At 68.0% G+C, this 17,466-nt stretch carries 16 protein-coding genes and 2 pseudogenes; 10 read left to right on the top strand and 8 right to left on the bottom strand.

Annotated elements, in window-relative coordinates:
• The first annotated feature begins 144 nt into the window (after window positions 1-144).
• Window positions 145-2,148, top strand: coding sequence for a cyclic di-GMP phosphodiesterase (gene pdeR, locus DIE22_RS02180; RefSeq protein WP_124604337.1), 2,004 nt, complete (start codon window positions 145-147; stop codon window positions 2,146-2,148).
• Window positions 2,149-2,200: 52 nt separating this feature from the next.
• On the opposite strand, the gene DIE22_RS02175 is transcribed toward pdeR, so the two are convergent.
• Complete coding sequence (locus tag DIE22_RS02175; protein ID WP_124499401.1) at window positions 2,201-3,064, bottom strand: crotonase/enoyl-CoA hydratase family protein; 864 nt, start codon at window positions 3,062-3,064, stop codon at window positions 2,201-2,203.
• Window positions 3,065-3,571: 507 nt separating this feature from the next.
• Here DIE22_RS02175 and DIE22_RS02170 point away from each other — a divergent pair.
• Window positions 3,572-4,051, top strand: coding sequence for a hypothetical protein (locus DIE22_RS02170; protein ID WP_260426584.1), 480 nt, complete (start codon window positions 3,572-3,574; stop codon window positions 4,049-4,051).
• Between the two features lie 92 nt (window positions 4,052-4,143).
• Window positions 4,144-4,461 (top strand): annotated as a pseudogene (locus DIE22_RS02165) (DUF1840 domain-containing protein); the annotation flags it as partial.
• Between the two features lie 107 nt (window positions 4,462-4,568).
• Here the strand turns inward: DIE22_RS02165 and DIE22_RS38025 are convergent.
• Together DIE22_RS38025 and DIE22_RS02155 are read right to left on the bottom strand one after the other, a co-directional pair.
• Window positions 4,569-4,727, bottom strand: coding sequence for a hypothetical protein (locus DIE22_RS38025; protein WP_185640523.1), 159 nt, complete (start codon window positions 4,725-4,727; stop codon window positions 4,569-4,571).
• Window positions 4,728-5,097: 370 nt separating this feature from the next.
• A complete protein-coding gene (locus tag DIE22_RS02155; RefSeq protein ID WP_124604335.1) occupies window positions 5,098-5,289 on the bottom strand; it encodes a hypothetical protein in 192 nt (63 codons plus the stop codon).
• 229 nt (window positions 5,290-5,518) lie between these two features.
• Between DIE22_RS02155 and DIE22_RS02150 the strand changes: the two genes are divergently transcribed.
• Together DIE22_RS02150 and DIE22_RS38020 are read left to right on the top strand one after the other, a co-directional pair.
• Entirely contained in the window at window positions 5,519-7,423 is a 1,905-nt protein-coding gene (locus DIE22_RS02150) for a DUF3857 domain-containing transglutaminase family protein (RefSeq protein WP_124604333.1), read from the top strand.
• A gap of 56 nt (window positions 7,424-7,479) precedes the next feature.
• The gene (locus DIE22_RS38020) at window positions 7,480-7,647 is read left to right on the top strand and encodes a hypothetical protein (RefSeq protein ID WP_185640522.1); all 168 of its coding nucleotides are present in this window, start codon (window positions 7,480-7,482) and stop codon (window positions 7,645-7,647) included.
• Between the two features lie 89 nt (window positions 7,648-7,736).
• Here the strand turns inward: DIE22_RS38020 and DIE22_RS02145 are convergent, their stop codons facing one another.
• A complete protein-coding gene (locus tag DIE22_RS02145; RefSeq protein ID WP_124499398.1) occupies window positions 7,737-8,771 on the bottom strand; it encodes an AraC family transcriptional regulator in 1,035 nt (344 codons plus the stop codon).
• 70 nt (window positions 8,772-8,841) lie between these two features.
• On the opposite strand from DIE22_RS02145, the gene DIE22_RS02140 reads away from it, so the two are divergent.
• The gene (locus tag DIE22_RS02140) at window positions 8,842-10,053 is read left to right on the top strand and encodes an MFS transporter (RefSeq protein ID WP_124604331.1); all 1,212 of its coding nucleotides are present in this window, start codon (window positions 8,842-8,844) and stop codon (window positions 10,051-10,053) included.
• A gap of 72 nt (window positions 10,054-10,125) precedes the next feature.
• On the opposite strand, the pseudogene DIE22_RS38600 reads toward DIE22_RS02140, so the two are convergent.
• The 3 genes and pseudogenes from DIE22_RS38600 to DIE22_RS02125 form a co-directional block, all read right to left on the bottom strand.
• Window positions 10,126-10,311, bottom strand: a pseudogene (locus DIE22_RS38600) (transcriptional regulator); the annotation flags it as partial.
• 45 nt (window positions 10,312-10,356) lie between these two features.
• On the bottom strand, window positions 10,357-11,124 hold the full coding sequence (locus DIE22_RS02130) for an isocitrate lyase/phosphoenolpyruvate mutase family protein (RefSeq protein WP_124604329.1): 768 nt from the start codon (window positions 11,122-11,124) through the stop codon (window positions 10,357-10,359).
• Entirely contained in the window at window positions 11,111-12,166 is a 1,056-nt protein-coding gene (locus DIE22_RS02125; RefSeq protein WP_124499395.1) for a trans-acting enoyl reductase family protein, read from the bottom strand. The genes DIE22_RS02130 and DIE22_RS02125 overlap by 14 nt, the downstream gene beginning before the upstream one ends.
• Window positions 12,167-12,286: 120 nt before the next feature.
• Here DIE22_RS02125 and DIE22_RS02120 point away from each other — a divergent pair, with 120 nt between their 5' ends.
• A complete protein-coding gene (locus DIE22_RS02120; RefSeq protein ID WP_124604327.1) occupies window positions 12,287-12,880 on the top strand; it encodes a TetR/AcrR family transcriptional regulator in 594 nt (197 codons plus the stop codon).
• 18 nt (window positions 12,881-12,898) lie between these two features.
• Here the strand turns inward: DIE22_RS02120 and DIE22_RS02115 are convergent, their stop codons facing one another.
• Window positions 12,899-13,366 (bottom strand): MarR family winged helix-turn-helix transcriptional regulator, encoded by a 468-nt coding sequence (locus DIE22_RS02115; RefSeq protein ID WP_124604325.1) that lies wholly within the window; start codon window positions 13,364-13,366, stop codon window positions 12,899-12,901.
• 81 nt (window positions 13,367-13,447) lie between these two features.
• Here DIE22_RS02115 and DIE22_RS02110 point away from each other — a divergent pair, with 81 nt between their 5' ends.
• The 3 genes from DIE22_RS02110 (at window position 13,448) to DIE22_RS02100 (ending at window position 17,464) form a co-directional block, all read left to right on the top strand.
• Window positions 13,448-13,816 carry a hypothetical protein gene (locus DIE22_RS02110; protein ID WP_124499392.1) on the top strand — a complete coding sequence of 123 codons (369 nt, stop codon included), beginning with the start codon at window positions 13,448-13,450 and terminating at the stop codon, window positions 13,814-13,816.
• 95 nt (window positions 13,817-13,911) lie between these two features.
• Window positions 13,912-14,529, top strand: a complete 618-nt coding sequence (locus tag DIE22_RS02105; RefSeq protein ID WP_124499391.1) for a glutathione S-transferase family protein — start codon at window positions 13,912-13,914, stop codon at window positions 14,527-14,529.
• 136 nt (window positions 14,530-14,665) lie between these two features.
• Entirely contained in the window at window positions 14,666-17,464 is a 2,799-nt protein-coding gene (locus DIE22_RS02100; RefSeq protein WP_124604324.1) for a type VI secretion system Vgr family protein, read from the top strand.
• Window positions 17,465-17,466 lie beyond the last annotated feature (2 nt).

The following is a 17,466-nucleotide window of genomic DNA, read 5'->3' as shown; positions in this document are numbered from 1 at the left end:
TGTTGGAAACAAATACGGAACGAGGGTCGTTGTCACGGCCATCACGGCTGCCTTGCCGGGTACGCGCGCTGCGCGCCCGGGGATCGGGGGCGGCCAACTCGCCTCCGTCTACACTGTGCGTTTTTTCTGGATCGGGGCGTATCCATGGATGACGAAAACGAAAGCGCGGTGCTCGAAGCGCATCTCGGTACGCGCAGCCCATGCTGGCGCCTCGGCAGCGACAGCAACGCACTCGAACTGGCCGCCGTTCGCGGCCTGACCAATGTCGCGGTTGCGCTGACCGGCGAGCAGGCCGCGCGGATTCGCGCGCTCACCGGCGTCACGTCGCACCTCGTGCTCGACCTCGCGCTGTTCGGCGATCCGGTCAGCCTGCACCTGGTCGGCAGGAAGGTCGACACCGCCAACTGGGCCGGCACGGCCTCCGCTTATTCCGATACCGCGTCCGTCGCCGGCGATCTCGCGCACGGGCTCGCGTTCGCCGAGCAGGTCGTGTCCGAAGTGAATTCGCTCGTCGTGATCCTCGACCGCAACGGCATGGTGCAGCGCTTCAACCGCCTGTGCGAGGAAGTGACGGGCAAGCGCGAGGTCGACGTGATCGGCCGCAGCGCGTTCGAGCTGTTCATGAGCGCCGAGCAGGGCGCGCAGTCGCGCAGCAACATCACCGGCTTCTTCGCGAGCAACCGCTCGTTCGCGGTCGAGCGCTACATCAACACGGTCAACGGCCCGCGCCTGTTCCAGTTCCGCAACAAGTTCGTGCAGAGCGGCAGCGGCGCCGACGAGCAGTTCCTGATCTGCTCGGGCGTCGACGTCACCGAGGAGCGCAACGCGCAGCAGCGGCTCACCGAACTCGCGAATTCCGACGTGCTGACCGGCCTGCCGAACCGTCATGCGATCAGCGAGCGCATCCGCGTCGCGCTGGCCGCGGACCGTACCGACGTGCGCGGCCAGGTTGGCATCCTGTTCCTCGATCTCGACAACTTCAAGCGCGTCAACGACCACTACGGACACATCACCGGCGACCGCCTGCTGCAGGACGTGTCCACGGTCATCGGCGGCTGCCTGCCGTCCGGCGCGACGCTCGCGCGGCTCGGCGGCGACGAATTCCTGGTGCTGTTCGAGCACGGCACGCGGCCGCTGCTCGAGGCGACCGCGCAGATCATCCTCGAGCAGTTGCGTACGCCGATCCACCTCGGGCTGGTGGAGGTCTACACGAGTTGCTCGATCGGCATCGCGATGTATCCGCAGCACGGCGATTCGCTCGAAACGCTGATCCGCAGCGCCGACACCGCGATGTACGTCGCGAAGGAAGAGGGCAAGCATACGTACCGCGTGTTCTCGATGGAGATGAACCAGAAGGTCGCGAAGTTCATGTGGCTCGACACGAACCTGCGCAAGGCGCTCGAGGAAGAACAGTTCGTGCTGCATTACCAGCCCGTCGTCGACATCGCGACCGGCGACGTGCACGGCGTCGAGGCGCTGATTCGCTGGCAGTCGCCCGATCGCGGGCTCGTCGCGCCGATCGAGTTCATCCGCTTCGCCGAGGAGTCGGGGCTGATCGCGCCGCTCGGCCGCTGGGTGATGCGCACCGCGGCCGCGCAGGCCGCCGCGTGGAGGGCGAAGGGGCTCGACGTGCGGATCGCTGTGAACGTGTCCGCGCGGCAGTTGCAGGACATGAACATCGTCGATCAGTTCGCGTCGATTCTCGACGGCGCGGGGCTGAAGCCGAGCCTGGTCGACATCGAGCTCACCGAAAGCAGCTTCATCGAGGACGAGGAAGCGGCGCACGAGCTGATGAAGCAGTTCCGCCAGCTCGGCGCGGAGATTCACCTCGACGATTTCGGCACCGGCTATTCGTCGCTGTCGCAACTGTCGCGCCTGCCGCTCGATTCGATCAAGCTCGATCGCAGCTTCATCACCGGCATCGACCGCAACCCGCGCTCGCAGGCGCTGGTGCGCTCGGTCGTGTCGCTTGCGAAGGCGCTGAGTTTCTCGGTGGTCGCCGAAGGCGTCGAGACGCACGCGGAAGCCGAATTCCTGAAGCAGATCAACGTCGACCACGCGCAGGGCTTCAACTTTGCGCGGCCGATGCCGGCCCAGGCCTTCGAGGCGTGGCTCGTGGAAACGAGAAAGCTCAGGCTGATCGCCTGAGCCTCCCCGCATGACGGAGCGCGCCGCCTGCCGGCGGCGCGCTCCGCTCACGTCACACCGTGCGCAGCTTCGACACGCGCCGGTTCTGCAGCATCACCAGGCGTTCCATGTACGCGAGGTCCTTCGGCTCGATCGTGAACGCCGCGCGAACCCATTCCTCGGTGATGTCCATCAGCTCGGAACGGGTGAGGTGGAACACGCGTTCGCGTGCGCGCAGCATCGCGCGGATGCCGTTCAGCTTCGGCTTGATCACGTCGATGAAGGTGCGCGTCGCGAGATACGCGTCGCCCGCGTCGAACGTCTGGTCGATCAGCCCGCGATCCTCGTACCACTCGGCCGCATGCGGCTCGCCGGTCGAGATCAGCGATTCCGCGAGCCCGCGGTCCGCCTTGCGCGCGACCAGCGAATAGCCGCCCATGCCCGGGAACAGGTTGAACGCGATCTCGGGAAAGCCGAGCTTCACGCCTTTCTGCGCGAGCATGTAGTGGTGCGCGAGGGCGGCCTCGAAGCCGCCGCCCAGCGCGCTGCCCTCGATCATCGCGATCGAGATCGCACCGGTGCCGAAGCCCGTGTAGATCTCGTACACGCCGTCGATGCACGAGCGCGCGTAGGCCACCAGCTGGTCGCGGCGGCCGCTGCGGATCGCGTCGACGAAGAAGCTCAGGTCGCCGCCGACGTTGAACAGCTCGGGGACGAGCGAGCCCGTCACCCAGAAGTCGAACGGCAGGCCGGAGTCGCGAGCGACGCGCGCGAGATGGATGATGTCGGTGACGAGTTGCTGGTTAAAGCACGGCCGCGGCTCCGATCGCAGCATCATCCACATGACGTTGCGGCCTTCTTCGTAGAACGCGGTCAGTTGCGTGAGTTCGCCCGCTTCGTAAAACGGACGGCACGCCGGATGGGATTGGAGTTGCATGGTATGTCCTCGAGATGTGGTTTTTGAAAGCCCGCGCGACCGGCGCTACGCGGGGAAACCGGCTCCCCTCATGACGCCGGTCGCGAGGCATCGCCATTGTTGCGCGCACACAAAAGCGGAATTGCGGGGAACAACGCACGATCTAGGATCGCGGCGCGGGTATGAATCGCGTTGCTTGCGAACCATGCAAACCGGTCATCCCGTGCAAGCCGTGCGAACGGTGGGCATGACGAGATCGCGTGACGGGCGAAGAGACACGGGCGGCATCGCGCAAGCGGCGATGGGGGAATGCGCGCCGATGCGTGGAGGGCGGCGCGCGATTCGCTCATGCGCTGAAAGTGACGCCGCGCCATCGGCCGTCACGCATGGAACAGGCGGGCTGGTGCGGTAGCCGGCAGTCGGTTGGCTTGGGAGGATGACGCCCCGCGCCCGGCGTTCGGGGAGGGGACCATGACCGCATTCCGGAAGACGTGGCAGCGGCTCGCCGGATAGCCGCTGGATGCGAGCATGTACGCGCTGCCGTGGGTCGACCGGTTGTATCCCGGACACTTCCGCGACGTGATCTTCCTCGCGCCGGACGAAGGCGACGCGAAGGCATGCGCCGGGCACGAGCATCGCGAGCGGCTGCGTCACACGATCATCGAGTCGCTCGACTGCTACGTCGTGCACGGCCGCCGCAGCGGCATCGCGGCCGACTGCCGGATCGCGTCCGGCACGAACCCGGTCGTCGAATTCATGAACCTCGCGCCGTCGACGCTCGATGCCTGTCCGAACGCCATGTGTTTCGCGCGCAAGCCGATCTTCCGGCGCGTGAATTTCCTGATCGCGTGGCGACACGACCCGACGCCGGTCGAACTGCAGGCGCGGCTGCATGTCGAGGGGCGGCGGATGGTGCTGTTGTCGATGAACGTCGGATCGCGGGCGGGTGAAACGGAGATCACCGGCCGACGCAAACGATTCAACCTGACGCGTCGCGTCATATCGTAAGCAATGGAAAATAAGTTGAAGCGTGGCCCGGAGCGCGGTCGGCGGCGCTGAGCGCCGCACGGTCGCGCGGAGACGACAAGGGGGACATGACGGTGATGGTTACGTTTCGGTCATCCGCCGCACCGGACATCGTGATGTTGCGCGATCTGGCGCAGTACCTGCCGGGGCTCATCGGCAAGGGGCTCGACGAGCACGGGGTGATTTCCACTGACGAATTGCCGGGCGCGATCGCGCGGCTCGAGCAGGCGGTCAGGGACGACATGGCGCGGGAACGCGCGCACGAGCGCTCGACGCAGGCGCGGCGCACCGAACTGTCGCCGCATGCGGGCGGGCTTGCGCAACGCGCGTGGCCGCTGCTGGACATGATGCGTGCGGCCCACGAACAGGGCCGGCACGTGATGTGGGGTGTGCAGGCGCGCGACGCGCCGGCTGCCCGAAGACGAACCTCCGCTGCAAGGCCGACGGCCTGGCGTCGCGCGACGCCGTGCCGCCGGCCGATTTTTTGTGTGTGGCGCGATTACGGGTGATGGTGCGTATGCGAGCGTGACGAACGCCGCGAGGAGCGGTGCAGCAGCCTGTCGCGCGTGCGGTCGCGGCCGCGTTGGGCCGCGAAGAACAGCACCGCGAACACGAGAACCGCGAGCAGTACGAGGGTCTGGACGATACCGTTTTCCATGTCGCCTCCGGCAGGATGGGGGACGCGGTGCGCGGTGGCCGGGCGTCGGCTTGCCGGTGCCGGCCACCTTCGTATCGATGAAGCGCTTGGCCAGGGCGGTCGAGATCTTGATCGCGTCCGCGTCGTTGCGGAACACGTGATGCTTCGGGTCGAGCAGGTGCGCCTCATGGCGGCCGCCGGCATCGCGCCAGTACACGACGGCGAGCGGCTGGTACAACGCGCCGGGTTCGAGACCCTCGCCGGCCACCGGGTCGACCAGCGCGCCCGCGCGGATCTCATATTGACGATAGGTCACGCAGCGCGATGGTTCCATGATGATTTCCTTCCCGGTGCCGTTCGTTCCGACCCCGCGCCGCACGTCGCGCTGCGATCACGTCGGCATCGGCATCGGCATCGCTTCGATCAGCGCGGTCCCGAGCCGCGCGCCGATCGCGGCGCCGCCCCGCTTCGGATGCCCCCGCTCGAGATGCAGCGCTGTCAGCAGCGCACCAATCGGGATCACGCCCGGCAGCGCGAACGCGATCACGAGACAAGCGATTTCGACATCGGTGTTGATCAACATGATGTCTCCTTCCCCCTGTCGGCGCGTCGAATTCACCGGATCGTCATCCGGACCGGCGACATCGTGCGCGCGCCGCAGGCCTGCGTGACGCGTGCGGCGCGGCCGGCCGCGTCGCGGCTTGACGCTCGCGGGCACGTCACCCACACTGGTCTGAACGACGGGGCGCGGCGCGCGCGGACGCGTGCCCGTCGCGTCCCGACATGAACACGAACGCGCGGAGAGCCTGGACGTGGTGCGTTTTCCGTTCCGATCGACCGGCAGCGTGCCGGGCCGCGCCACTGCGCTCGCGGCGGCCGTCGTCGTTGCCGCGCTCGCGCGTCCGGCGGTCGCCGAGACGGGCGACGAAGCGCCCGTCACGCTCGTCAGCGATGTCCACGTGTTCGTGCTCCAGCACGACGGCTCGCTCGACGAGCACGACGATTCGACACTGCGCGCGAACGATGCGAACGGGATCGATGCGATCGCACAGCGCTACGTGTGGTTCGACAAGAACCTGGAGAAGGTCGAGCTGGTCGCGGCCGAGACGATCGATCGCGACGGCGTCGCGCATCCGGTCGGCCCCGATGGCATCCGCGACGTCCAGGAGCCGCGTTCGGCCGGCGCGCCGACCTTCCAGGACGGGCTGCTGCGCACCGTCGTGTTTCCCGGCGTCGAGGCCGGGTCGAGCACGCGCATCGCGTTCCGCAAGTCGCGCACGAAGCCGGTCAACGCCGGTTACTTCGGCTACTACGTCGAACCGTCGCGCGAGCCGGTGGAGAACCAGCGGCTGATCTTCGACGTGCCGGCCGACATGCCGCTGCATGCGGACGCGCGCGGCTACGTCGCGCTGCCGCCGGTAACGGCGAACGGCCGCACGCGCTACACGTTCGATTACCGGCACGGCCCGTACGACCGGATCGAGAGCGGCTCGGTCGGCTATCCGACCTACGGCGACCGGCTCGTGGTGTCCACGCTGCCCGACTATGCGGCGTTCGCCGCGCGCTACCGCAACGCGGCCGTCGATGCGAGCGCGAACGATCCGGCCGTCGTGCAGCTGGCGCGCGCGCTCACCGCGGACGCCGCCGATCCGCACGACAGGGCGCGCATTCTGTACGACTGGGTGCAGGCGAACGTGCGTTACGTCGCGCTTTTTCTCGGCGAGACGGCTGCCGCGCCGCATCGCGTGACGGACATCCTGCGCAACCGCTACGGCGACTGCAAGGATCATGTCGCGCTGTTCGGCGCGCTGCTCGCGGCGGTCGGCATTCGCAGCGAACCGGTGCTGATCAATCTCGGCGCCGTGTACACGCTGCCGTCCGTGCCCGGTTACGGCGGCGGCGCGATCAATCACGCGATCACGTGGCTGCCCGAGCTCGGCCTCTACGCGGACACCACGACGACCGGCATCGCGTTCGGCTACCTGCCGCCGATCGTGATGGACCGGCCGGCGCTGCTCGTCGACACCGGCGTGCTGTCGCGCACGCCGGCCGCGCAGCCGAAGCGCCGTACCGCGCGCGTGGAGATCGATGCGGCGCAACCGGGCGCCGCGCGGTTTCACGCGCTCGTCGAGGACGACGGCTGGACGGCGGAGCTGGAGCGCAACCTGTTTCGCCGCGCGCCGCCCGAGCGCATCCGGCAGCTTGCGAACGAACGCGTGCGGCAAAGCGGGTTGCGTGGCCGCGCGCAGATCGTGACGAGCGATCGCCGCGCGACGGACGGACCGTTCGATGTGACGTATGCCGGCACGCTCGATCACGTCGTGTGGCCGGACGGCACGACCGCCGTGCCTGCGCTGTCGAGCGTCACGGGCGGCATCGCGACGCAGGTCGAGGGCTGGCTCGCCGAACCGGTGCGCATGCAGCCGTGGGTGTGTCTCGGCGGCACGTTCGAAGAGACCGGTCAGATCGCGCTGCCGGCCGGCGTCGCGGTGACCGACTTGCCGACCGATACGGCCGTGCACGACAGCTTCGTCGACTTCACGTCGCATTATGTATTCGACGCGGCCGCGCACGTCGTGCAGGTCACGCGCCGGATGAGGGCCGGGTTCGGCCGGCAGGTCTGCACGGCAGACGAGTTCACGGCATTGCGCGCATCGCTCGAACGCATCGAACGCGACGCGCAGGCACAGATCGTCGTGCGGGCGAAGGGGCGTTGAGCGGGGGAAGACAGTGAGCGCGTCACCGTCGTCGGCCGACGCGCAGGAGGGAAATCATGACGGAACGGGATCACGAGATCGCCGATCTCTCGAAGGAATTGCTGGGCCGGATCGTGCAGGGCATGATCGCGAACGGTGCGGCCGTGGATGCGGAGCAGTGCGCGGCGCTTGCCGTGCAGTGCGCGACGGCGCTGGTCGACAAGCTGGACGCGCACGACGGCTGAGCGGAATCGTGGCGGCCGGCGCCGGGTTGCACGATGCCGGGGCGACCCGGCAGGCGCGCATCACGTCGCGCTGCGTGGCACGAGATGCGTCATGCGCCGGCGTGCGTGTCGCCTTCCGCGCGCACCGCCCCCGGCGGCCGCCCGACCACGCGCTTGAATGCGCGGCTGAACGCGGCGAGCGACCCGTAGCCGAGCCGGTACGCGACCGCTTCGATCGTCTCGCGGTCGCGTGCGATCCACTGCGCGGCGAGCCGCATCCGCAGCTCGGTCAGGTAGCGCACCGGGGTCATCCCGGTGGCTGCGAGAAAGCGCTCCGCGAACACCGAGCGCGACACGCCCGCTTCGGCGGCCAGCTCCGCGACGCTCCAGTTGCGCCCCGGATCGCGATGCAGCGCGACGATCGCGCGGCCGAGCTTCGGTTCGCGCAGCGCCTGCACCCAGCCCGTCGCGTCGCCGCACCCGCACTCGACCCAGCCGCGCACGATGAACGCGGCGACCACGTCCGCGAGCCGCGCGAGGATGCCCGCGAAGCCCGCGCGTTCGGAGCACGATTCGCGCTCCATCGCGTCGAGCATCGGGCGGATTTCCGGGTAGCGCGCGAGCAGCGTGCCGACGTGCATGAATTCCGGCATCGTCCCGACGAGCGGCTGCATGCCGCCGAGATCGAGCTCCATGCACGCGCTGAAGATCAGCGCATCGCCGGCGGCCGGCTCCGTCGCGGCGCACGACGTCGCGCCCACCGACGCGACCGTGTCGCAGATCCTCGCGACCTCGAACCCGCCGATCTCGCGGCACGGCGCATCCGGATCGGACACCAGCGCGTGCGTGCGGCCGTGCGGCAGCAGGATCGCGTCGCCGGCCTCGAGCCGCACCGTCGTGCCGTCCGCGTCGCGCAGCAGCACGGGCCCGCGCCCGACGAAATGGAACTGCGCGCGGCCCGGCGCGTGGCCGAAGCTCAGCCCGAACGGCCGCGGCACCTGGATCCGGCGGTACTGCACGCCGCTCAGGCGCATGCCCAGCAGCAGCTCGCTGACGAGGTCGTGCACGTCGGGCACGGGAGGAAGCAGGGGCTCGGACATATCGAGATACGGACGATCGATCAACAAGAACGGATTATATGTCATAGACCGTCCTGTCGTCGTTCCTTACGATACGTCGTCATCGGTATTTTCCCTATACGACTCGGAACGACGCATGAATCCCGGAATCTCCTCTGCCGCCGCCACGGCGGCTCCCCGCGAACCGGCCTGGGGCGCCGTCTTCGCGATGACGCTCGGCGTGTTCGGCCTCGTCACCGCCGAATTCCTGCCCGCGAGCCTGCTCACGCCGATGGCCGACAGCCTCGGCGTGACCGAAGGCGTGGCCGGCCAGGCCGTCACGGCCACCGCGACGGTCGCGCTCGTCACGAGCCTGCTGATCTCGGCGCTGACGCGCACGATCGACCGCCGGCGCGTGCTGCTCGCGTTCTCCGTGCTGCTCGTCGCGTCGAATTTCGCGGTCGCGTTCGCGCCCAACCTGGCGACGCTGCTGATCGGCCGCGTCGTGCTCGGCGTCGCGCTCGGCGGCTTCTGGACGATGGCCACGGCCACCGCGATGCGGCTCGTGCCGACCGCGATGGTGCCGCGCGCGCTGTCGATCATCTTCAGCGGCGTGGCGGTCGCCACGATCGCGTCCGCGCCGATGGGCAGCTACTTCGGGCACCTGATCGGCTGGCGCAACGTATTCCTGATCGCGGCCGGACTCGGCGGCGTCGCGTTCGTGTCGCAGGTCGTGACGCTGCCGTCGATGCCGCCGAGCGGCACGACGCGGCTGCGCACGCTCGTCGACGTGCTGCGCCGGCCGACCGTCGGCCTCGGGATGTTCGCGACGATCCTCGTGTTCACCGGGCACTTCGCGTTCTTCACGTATCTGCGGCCGTTCCTCGAACAGGTCGCCGGCGTCGGCGTGAACGGGCTGTCGGCGATCCTGCTCGGCTACGGGATCGCGAACTTCGTCGGCACGTCGCTCGCGGGCCGCGTGCTCGAACACCGGCTGCGGCCGATGCTGATCGGGATGCCGGCGCTGATGGTCGTGCTCGGCATCGCGCTCGTCGCGCTCGGCCGCGCGCCGATGCTCGACGCGGTGCTCGTCGCGTTGTGGGGGATGGCGTTCGGCGGCGTGCCGGTCGCCTGGTCGACGTGGGTCACGCGCACCGTGCCCGATGAAGCCGAGAGCGCGGGCGGGCTGATCGTCGCGGCGATCCAGCTCGCGATCGCAACGGGCGCGGCGGCGGGCGGCGTCGTGTTCGACGCGAACGGCGCAGGCGGCGTGTTCCTCGGGGCGGCCGCGGTGCTGGCCGTCGCGGTCGCGACGATCGTGACCGGCGTGCCCAAGCGGGGCGGCGTCGCGACGGCGCTGGCCGAGTGACGGTTCGCACCGGGCCGGCGCGCGCGATCGTGCACCGGCTCGCTGCTCGGTGCGTCGGCGCATGCGCGTCGGCGCATGCGCGTCGAGCAACTGCCGGTGACGCGTTCCGGTGGCGTCGTCCGCGGGGAACATGCACTCCATGCGCAGTTCCTGCGCGGCGACGCTTTGCGGCGCACCGACCGTCGTGATCAGCGAGCAATAACGCAGCACGACGCCTTCGTGGACGAAGCTGACCGGAATGACGGGCATCGCTGGTGCGGCGGCCGGTACCTGCGGTGTTTTCCCGTCTCCTCCGAGCAGCGGCTAGCCGCCTTGCTTCACCACTGCCGCGAGCGCCTTCATCGCCTGCAGGTAAGGGTACGGCCCGTGACTGATGCGCGCCACGCCGTATTCCGCGAGTTCGGCGAGCGTCGGCGTGTCGGCGACGCGCATGATGTTCACGGGCAGCGGCGATGCGGCCGTCAGCGCGCGAATCAGCGCCGGCGCGCGCAGGCCCGGCACGAACAGGCCGTCGGCGCCCGCCGCCGCGTAAGCGCGTGCGCGGGTCAGCACGTCGTCCAGAAGCCGCGCGTCGTGCGTATCGGCCGCGGCCTTGAAGAACACGTCGGTGCGCGCGTTGATGAAGTAGCCGATATCCGCGCGATCGGCCGCCTGCCGAGCCGCCGCGAGTCGCGCGGCCGCATCGTCGACGGTGCGCAGCTCGCCCGTCGCCGGAAAGCTGTCCTCGAGATTGCAGCCGATCGCGCCGGCCTCGATGCTGCGCGCGATCGTGTCGGCGACCTCCTCCAGCCGCTCGCCGTATCCGCTTTCGAGATCGACGGTGACGGGCAGGTCGGTCGCCTGCGTGATCCGCGCGAGCACTTCCATCACGAGCGCTTTCGGCATCTGCTCGCCGTCGACGAAACCGTTGGCGACGGCGACCGACCAGCTGCCCGTCGCCAGCGCGATGCCGCCCGCGTCGGCCACCGTGCGCGCGCTGCCGGCGTCCCACACGTTGAACAGCGCGAGCGGCTGGCCCGCGCGATGCAGCGAACGGAAATACGCGGCTTTTTCCTTGCTATTGCGGCTCATACTCGTCCCTCCGGTTGAAATTCCGATCGGTGACCGTGTCGAATGATACGTCGACCATGTCGAGCGCCGCGAGGAAATCGCGCGCGTCGAACAGTTCACCGAGACTGCGCACGCCGCCCGACGCCAGCGTCCTGCCGCTCAGCAACCGGACCGTCGCCTCGACGATGATCGGTGCGCTGACCGCATAGATGTCGCGTCCGGACGCGGTTGCGCGATGCGTGGTGCCGTTCTGCACGACGACGGCGTCCATCGCGAATTGCTGCGCCGAGCGGCCCAGCGCGTCGACCGGTTGCGGCGGCGGCGTGCCGGCATCGCGCACGTCGCGCAGCGCGAGCGTCGCGAGCCAGGACTCGATCGTATCGATGCGCAGATGACGTGCGAGTGTCATCACTTCCGAGAACGGCAGCAGTGTCACGTCGACGTCGCCGAGCGGCGACGGGAACGGCCACCTGCGTTCGCGCGCCGTCGACGGCACCGCGGCGGGCTTGCCGTCCTTCTGAATCAGCCGGATCGCGCGATTGCGCGCGCCGGTCACGCGCGTGCCGCGCGTCGGATGCCAGCTGTCGAGGCCGGTCGCGATGTCGACGCGCTCGATCGGCCGGCGCGGGTCGACGACGGCCGTGACGAGCAGGTCGGCCAGGCCGCCGTAGAACGCGGCGGCCGGCACGAGCGTCACGCCGGCGGCGCGTGCGCGGGCGTCGCGCTGGTCGGCCAGCGCCTGGACCGACGGCTGCTCGGCCGTCAGGTCGAGGTACGGGATGCCGGCCCGCAACGCCGCATCGGCGAGCGGCAGCGCGGTATCGAGGTACGGGCCCGCGCAGTTGATCACCGCGTGCGCGCCGCGCAACGCGGCGTCGAGCGCGGCCGGATCGTCGACCGTTGCGACGCGCCACGGCGCCACGTCGTTGCCGCCTTGCGCGAGCCGCGCTGCGTCGCGCCCGATGCGGATCGCTCCAAGGCCGCGCCGTTCCAGTTCGGCGACGACAAACCGCCCGGTGTGACCCGTGGCGCCATACACTGCAACCGTCATTTGACCGTCCATGATCGACTCCGGTACAGAACGGTCTGTTTTATAGTACAGACCTGTAGCGTCGTCAACCCCGCGGTGCTATCATCGAACCGCACTTTTGCGGGACAGGCGGCCCTCGGCGGCCGGGCTTCGATGAAAAAGGGAACTGACACGAACGGGAGCGCGCCCGATACGCGCGAGCGCATTCTGCAAACGGCGAGCGCGCTGTTCTATCGGGAAGGGACGCGGGCGGTCGGCGTGGATCTGATCGTCGCGCAGGCGGGCGTCGCGAAGACGAGCCTGTATCGGCACTTCGCGACGAAGGACGACCTGATCGAGGCGTTCTTGCTGCGCGAGGATGCGGATTTCTGGGCGCACTGGGACGCCGTGGCCGCGCAGTACCGGCGCACGCCGCGCGAGGAACTGGATGCGCAGCTGCAATGGATCGGCGAGCGCATCGAGCGCCCCGGTTATCGCGGTTGTCCGCAGATCAACATCGCCGCCGAGTACGCGGACGGCAATCATCCGGCCCGCAAGGTCGCCGTCGCGCACAAGCAGGAATTGCGGCGCCGGCTGACGGAACTGGCCAGCGCGATGCGGATCGACGAACCGGAAACCTACGCGCTGCGGCTCGCGACCGTGATCGACGGCGCGCTCAGCAGCGGGCAGGCGCTGCACGCGCACGGGCCCGTGCGCTTCCTGCAGGCGTTCGCGCAATTGCTGATGCCGAAGAAGGGCAGGAAGTGAATCACATGGCGCACCGCGTCATCCGCGCGTAGCCGGATCCTCCGACAGCGCGCGCAACTGGCCGCGCAACACATCGACTGCTCCTGGTGCGAACGGCCGTTCGATGTCGGCGTGCGTTTGCTGCCACAGCGGGAACGCCGCGGCGAGCAGCTGATGACCGGCCGGCGTGAGTTCCAGCAGGCGGCTGCGCTTGTCGTCCGGATCCTGCGTGATGGTGAGCAACCCGCGCCGCTCGAGCGGCTTGAGCGCGGCGGTCAGCGTGGTGCGGTCCATCGCGAGCAGCGACGCGACCGATTTCATCGCGGCCGGCTTCGGCCGGTTCAGCGACATCAATAGCGAAAACTGGCCGTTGGTGAGATCCAGCGGACGCAGCACATCGTCGAAGATGCGCGCGAGATTGCGCGCCGCGCGCTGCATGTGCAGGCACAGGCAGCAATCGCGCACCATCAGCGTCGCTTCGAAGGGGAGCTTTTCTTTTCGTGCCATGTTGCAATTGTGTTGATATCAACCTATCTTGTCAAGGTCGAGGCGCGGCAGCCCGCGGCGCCCGTCATCGGAGGAGGAAGCATGAGTGCGCAACAGCAGTTGTATCTCGCCGTATTCCTCGGCAGCAAGGAGAGTCCGGCCATGAAGGCGTGGATGGCGCTACCGGAGGAGGAGCGGCGCACGCGCGAGCGGGACGGCATTGCCGCATGGCATGCATGGGTCGACCGCCATCGCGACGCGATCGTCGAGATGGGCGGCCCGCTCGGCAAGACCAAGACCATCGGCAAGGGCGGCATCACGGACACCGCCAATGCGATGAGCGGCTTTACCGTCGTGCGCGCCGCATCGCACGACGCGGCCGCCGCGCTGTTCGAAGGTCATCCGCATTTCACGCTGTTCCCGGGCGAGTCGATCGACGTGATGCCGGTGCTGGCGATTCCCGGCGCGTGAACGATGCGCGATGAACCCTGCCGGGCGCCGCGCGTCGTCGATGCGCCGCGGCCGGCATGGCGCGCATTTCCCGACATTCTGGATGGAGACTGGCGATGAAGCTTTACGGATTTGCCGGCACCCGCTCGCAACGCGCGTTGTGGGGGCTGAAGGAACTGGACGCGGATTTCGAGTTCGTGTCGGTCAACCTGCTGGCGGGCGAGCACAAGCGGCCCGAATTCCTGCGCCTCAACCCGGCCGGCAAGGTGCCCGTGCTGGTGGACGGCGACCTCGTGATTCCCGAGTCGGCCGCGATCGTGCTGTATCTCGCGGACAAGTATCCGGAGAAGGCGCTGCTGCCCACCGATCCGGCGCTGCGTGCGCAGGCTTATCGGTGGGTGATGTTCGCGGTGACGGAGCTCGAGCAGCCGCTGTGGCGCATTACGCGGCATACGTTCATCTATCCACCCGAGAAGCGTTCGCCGGCCGACATCGAACTCGCGCGCGAGGACTTCACGGCGATGGCCACGATCCTCGACCGGCATCTCGAAGGGCGTGAATTCATCGTCGGCGATACGCTGACGGTGGCCGATTGCGTGACCGCGTATCTGATCGACTGGGCGAGCGAGTGCAACCTGATCGAACCGTTCCCGCAATTGCGGGCGTATCTCGAACGCTTGTATGCGCGGCCGAAGGCGCCGCAGCGGATCGCGGACGCGCGCAAGGCGGCGTGAAAGGGTGGTCGGTCATGTCGATTGGCGTGATCGGCCACGAACATTGTTGCAGACCGTTGCCATTCGCTGGACGTGAATCCGGCCATCCTTTATCCCTTCAGCTTCCGAGAAAAAAGACGGTTGCCGAGAGAGAAGCATGGTCCGAGAACGAGATACGCAACGCGCAGTCGCACAGTGGAAAACCGGTCGTCAGTCGTATTTCCTCGAGGTGCCCGGCGCACCCGCGGCGCAGGATCTGTCGATCATGTCGTTCGTGCTCGACGAGCGACTCGGCGAGCCCTATCGGATCGAGGTGACGCTGACGAGCCCGGTTTCGCTCGCACGTGCCGATTACCTCAATCGTCCCGCGACCTTCACGATCGAGCCGCCGGGCACGAACGGCCCGACGGACGCGGTGCGTCGATTCGCCGGCTGCATCACCGCGTTCGGCCAGATCCGCAAGACGCGCGATTTCGTGTCGTACAGGATCGTCGTCGAGCCGTTCGTCGCCCGTTTGCGCCTCGTGGAGGCGACCCGCATTTATCAGCAACAGTCCGTGCCGGAGATCATCGAATCGATCCTCAGGCGGCACGAATTCCGCGCGCACCAGTTTTCGTTCAAGCTGCGGCACGCGTATCCGCGTCTTGCGTTTCGCATGCAGTACCGGATGTCCGATTGGGCTTACATCCGCCTGCTGATGGAACAAACCGGATTGTTCTGTTTTTTCCGGGCGGGACAGCATGGCGACGAACTGCATTTCGGCGATGATGTCGATGCCTATTCGTACCGTCCGCAAATCACCATTCCGTACCGCGAAGCAAGCGGTCTCGAAAGCGGTCACGAAGCCGTGCTTTCGCTCGAATCGTTGAGCGAAACGATTCCTCGCTCGATCAAGGTCGCCGATTACAACCCCGAGAAGGCTGACGACCGGTTCAACGCCGAAGCGAACATCGCGCGCGACGATCCGACGACATGGGGCGCGAGCTACGTCTACGGCACCCATCATCCGGATGGCGACGAAGCCCGGCGCGAAGCGCAATTGCGCCACGAGGCGGCGCTCGCATGGCAGGTCACGTATTCGGGCAAGAGTTCGGTCGTCGACTTCGCACCGGGGCTTGTCGCGAAGCTCGACGAGCAGCCGGCCGACGCGCCGCACGGGATCGTGATCGTGTCGGTGCGTCATGCCGGCGGCCGCGATGCGTCGTACATCAATACGTTCGATGCGATTCCGTGCGGCCGGCCATTTCGGCTGAAACTCGACGAGCGCCGCTGGCCGACGATTGCCGGCACGTTGTCGGCACGAGTCACGACGCCGGACGCTTCACCGTATGCGCACCTGACGAGCGAAGGGTGTTACACCGTACGCTTCGATTTCGACTTCGACACATGGCCGGCCGGCGGCGAGTGCGTGCCGCTGCGCCTCGCCAAGCCCTTCGCGGGCAGCCATCAGACGGGATTCCACTTTCCGCTGCTGGCCGATACCGAAGTCGCGGTTGCATTTGCCGGCGGCAACCCGAACCGGCCGTATATCGCGCACGCGCAGCATCACAGTCAGGCCGTCGACCTGGTCACGAGCCGGGATGGTTTCAACACGCGCAACGTGATTCGCACGCGAGCGAACAACAAGCTTCGCTTCGAGGACCGGAAGGGGCGCGAAGGCATCAAGCTGTCGACCGATTTCGGCGGCAAGACCCAGATCAATCTTGGTCACCTCGTCGATCGGCGCAAGGAGGCTCGCGGCGACGGGTTCGAAGTCAGAACCGACGAGCGTGGCGTACTGCGCGCCGGCAAGGGGCTGTTCCTGTCGGCCGATGCGCAGTCGAACGCGGGCGGGCACGCTTTCGACATGACGGTCGCGCGGCAGCAGCTCGACGCGGCGCGATCCCGCATGCGGAGTCTGACCGATGCGGTCGAGAAGGCGCGAGCGACGGTGGCGGCCTGCGAAGCGCAGCAGGCATTGCTCGACGCGCAGGTTCGGGATCTCGAGGCCGCCGTGTTGCTCGCATCGGCACCGCACGGGGTTGCCGTGACCAGCGGCGAACACATGCAACTGGCGGCTGGCGGGCATCTCTTCACGACGACGGGCGGCAATGCCGATGCGGCGATCGGCGGCAACTATACGGTTGCAGCGGGCAATGCAGTGTCGCTGTATGCGCATGCGCAGGGGATGAAGTTGTACGCGGGCGCGGGCAAGGTCGACGTTCAGGCGCAAGCGGACGCGCTTGAACTGACGGCGCTGAAGGGGGTGACGATCGCAAGCACGTCGGATGCCGTGACGCTGAATGCGCGGAAGGCGTTGGTGCTGATGTGCGGCGGCGCATATATCAAGCTCGAAGGCGGGCTGGTGGAGATCGGCAGTGCGGCCGAAATCCGGTTGAATGGGCCGCTGAATGCCGGGCCGTCCGCGACGCGACGGCAGGCACTGCCGCTGATGCCCGAACAGGAAAAGACCGGCATTCAGCTCTGGCATGCGTATCCGAACGGAGAACCCGTCAGGAACGCACCGTATCGAGTGACGTTCCCGGACGGTTCGTGGCGCGAGGGGCGACTGGATGCCAACGGAAGAGGCACGGTGGCGAATGTGCCGCGTGGCGGCGGTGCTGTCGAGTATCTCGAGGAAGCCCACGATCTTCAGGACAACGCACGCAAGTGGGGTGAACCGAAGGGCGCGCCGCACTTCGCGGCATCCGGTGACGCCGCCCGGACCGTGCCTAGCCTCGTCGGGGCAGCGATGGCCGCGGCGATTCCGGAGGCGGCCGCAGCGACGCGAGCGTTGGAGTCGGTCGCGGCGATCAAGGCGAAGGCGACGAGCGTCGCGCAAGGCGATGTCGCCGCTGTCGCTCGGTCCGCTCCAGACATGACAGGCCGGCCGCTCGTGCGTTCCGTGGCCAACGGCGCGGCGGCTGCGGGTCCCGGCGCTGCTCCGGACCTCGTCAAATCCACCGTGTCGCGCTGACT

Origin of the sequence: Burkholderia sp. Bp9142, from assembly GCF_003853415.1 — a bacterium.
GTDB lineage: Bacteria > Pseudomonadota > Gammaproteobacteria > Burkholderiales > Burkholderiaceae > Burkholderia.
Note: the sequence above shows the minus strand (reverse complement) of the source record. Positions and strands in the feature narration are given on the sequence as shown.

Coding starts and splice junctions, on each gene's coding strand:
- pdeR (WP_124604337.1), top strand. CDS start 145: ATGGATGACGAAAACGAAAGCGCGGTGCTCGAAGCGCATCTCGGTACG.
- DIE22_RS02175 (WP_124499401.1), bottom strand. CDS start 3,064: ATGCAACTCCAATCCCATCCGGCGTGCCGTCCGTTTTACGAAGCGGGC.
- DIE22_RS02170 (WP_260426584.1), top strand. CDS start 3,572: ATGTACGCGCTGCCGTGGGTCGACCGGTTGTATCCCGGACACTTCCGC.
- DIE22_RS38025 (WP_185640523.1), bottom strand. CDS start 4,727: ATGGAAAACGGTATCGTCCAGACCCTCGTACTGCTCGCGGTTCTCGTG.
- DIE22_RS02155 (WP_124604335.1), bottom strand. CDS start 5,289: ATGTTGATCAACACCGATGTCGAAATCGCTTGTCTCGTGATCGCGTTC.
- DIE22_RS38020 (WP_185640522.1), top strand. CDS start 7,480: ATGACGGAACGGGATCACGAGATCGCCGATCTCTCGAAGGAATTGCTG.
- DIE22_RS02145 (WP_124499398.1), bottom strand. CDS start 8,771: ATGACATATAATCCGTTCTTGTTGATCGATCGTCCGTATCTCGATATG.
- DIE22_RS02140 (WP_124604331.1), top strand. CDS start 8,842: ATGAATCCCGGAATCTCCTCTGCCGCCGCCACGGCGGCTCCCCGCGAA.
- DIE22_RS02130 (WP_124604329.1), bottom strand. CDS start 11,124: ATGAGCCGCAATAGCAAGGAAAAAGCCGCGTATTTCCGTTCGCTGCAT.
- DIE22_RS02125 (WP_124499395.1), bottom strand. CDS start 12,166: ATGGACGGTCAAATGACGGTTGCAGTGTATGGCGCCACGGGTCACACC.
- DIE22_RS02120 (WP_124604327.1), top strand. CDS start 12,287: ATGAAAAAGGGAACTGACACGAACGGGAGCGCGCCCGATACGCGCGAG.
- DIE22_RS02115 (WP_124604325.1), bottom strand. CDS start 13,366: ATGGCACGAAAAGAAAAGCTCCCCTTCGAAGCGACGCTGATGGTGCGC.
- DIE22_RS02110 (WP_124499392.1), top strand. CDS start 13,448: ATGAGTGCGCAACAGCAGTTGTATCTCGCCGTATTCCTCGGCAGCAAG.
- DIE22_RS02105 (WP_124499391.1), top strand. CDS start 13,912: ATGAAGCTTTACGGATTTGCCGGCACCCGCTCGCAACGCGCGTTGTGG.
- DIE22_RS02100 (WP_124604324.1), top strand. CDS start 14,666: ATGGTCCGAGAACGAGATACGCAACGCGCAGTCGCACAGTGGAAAACC.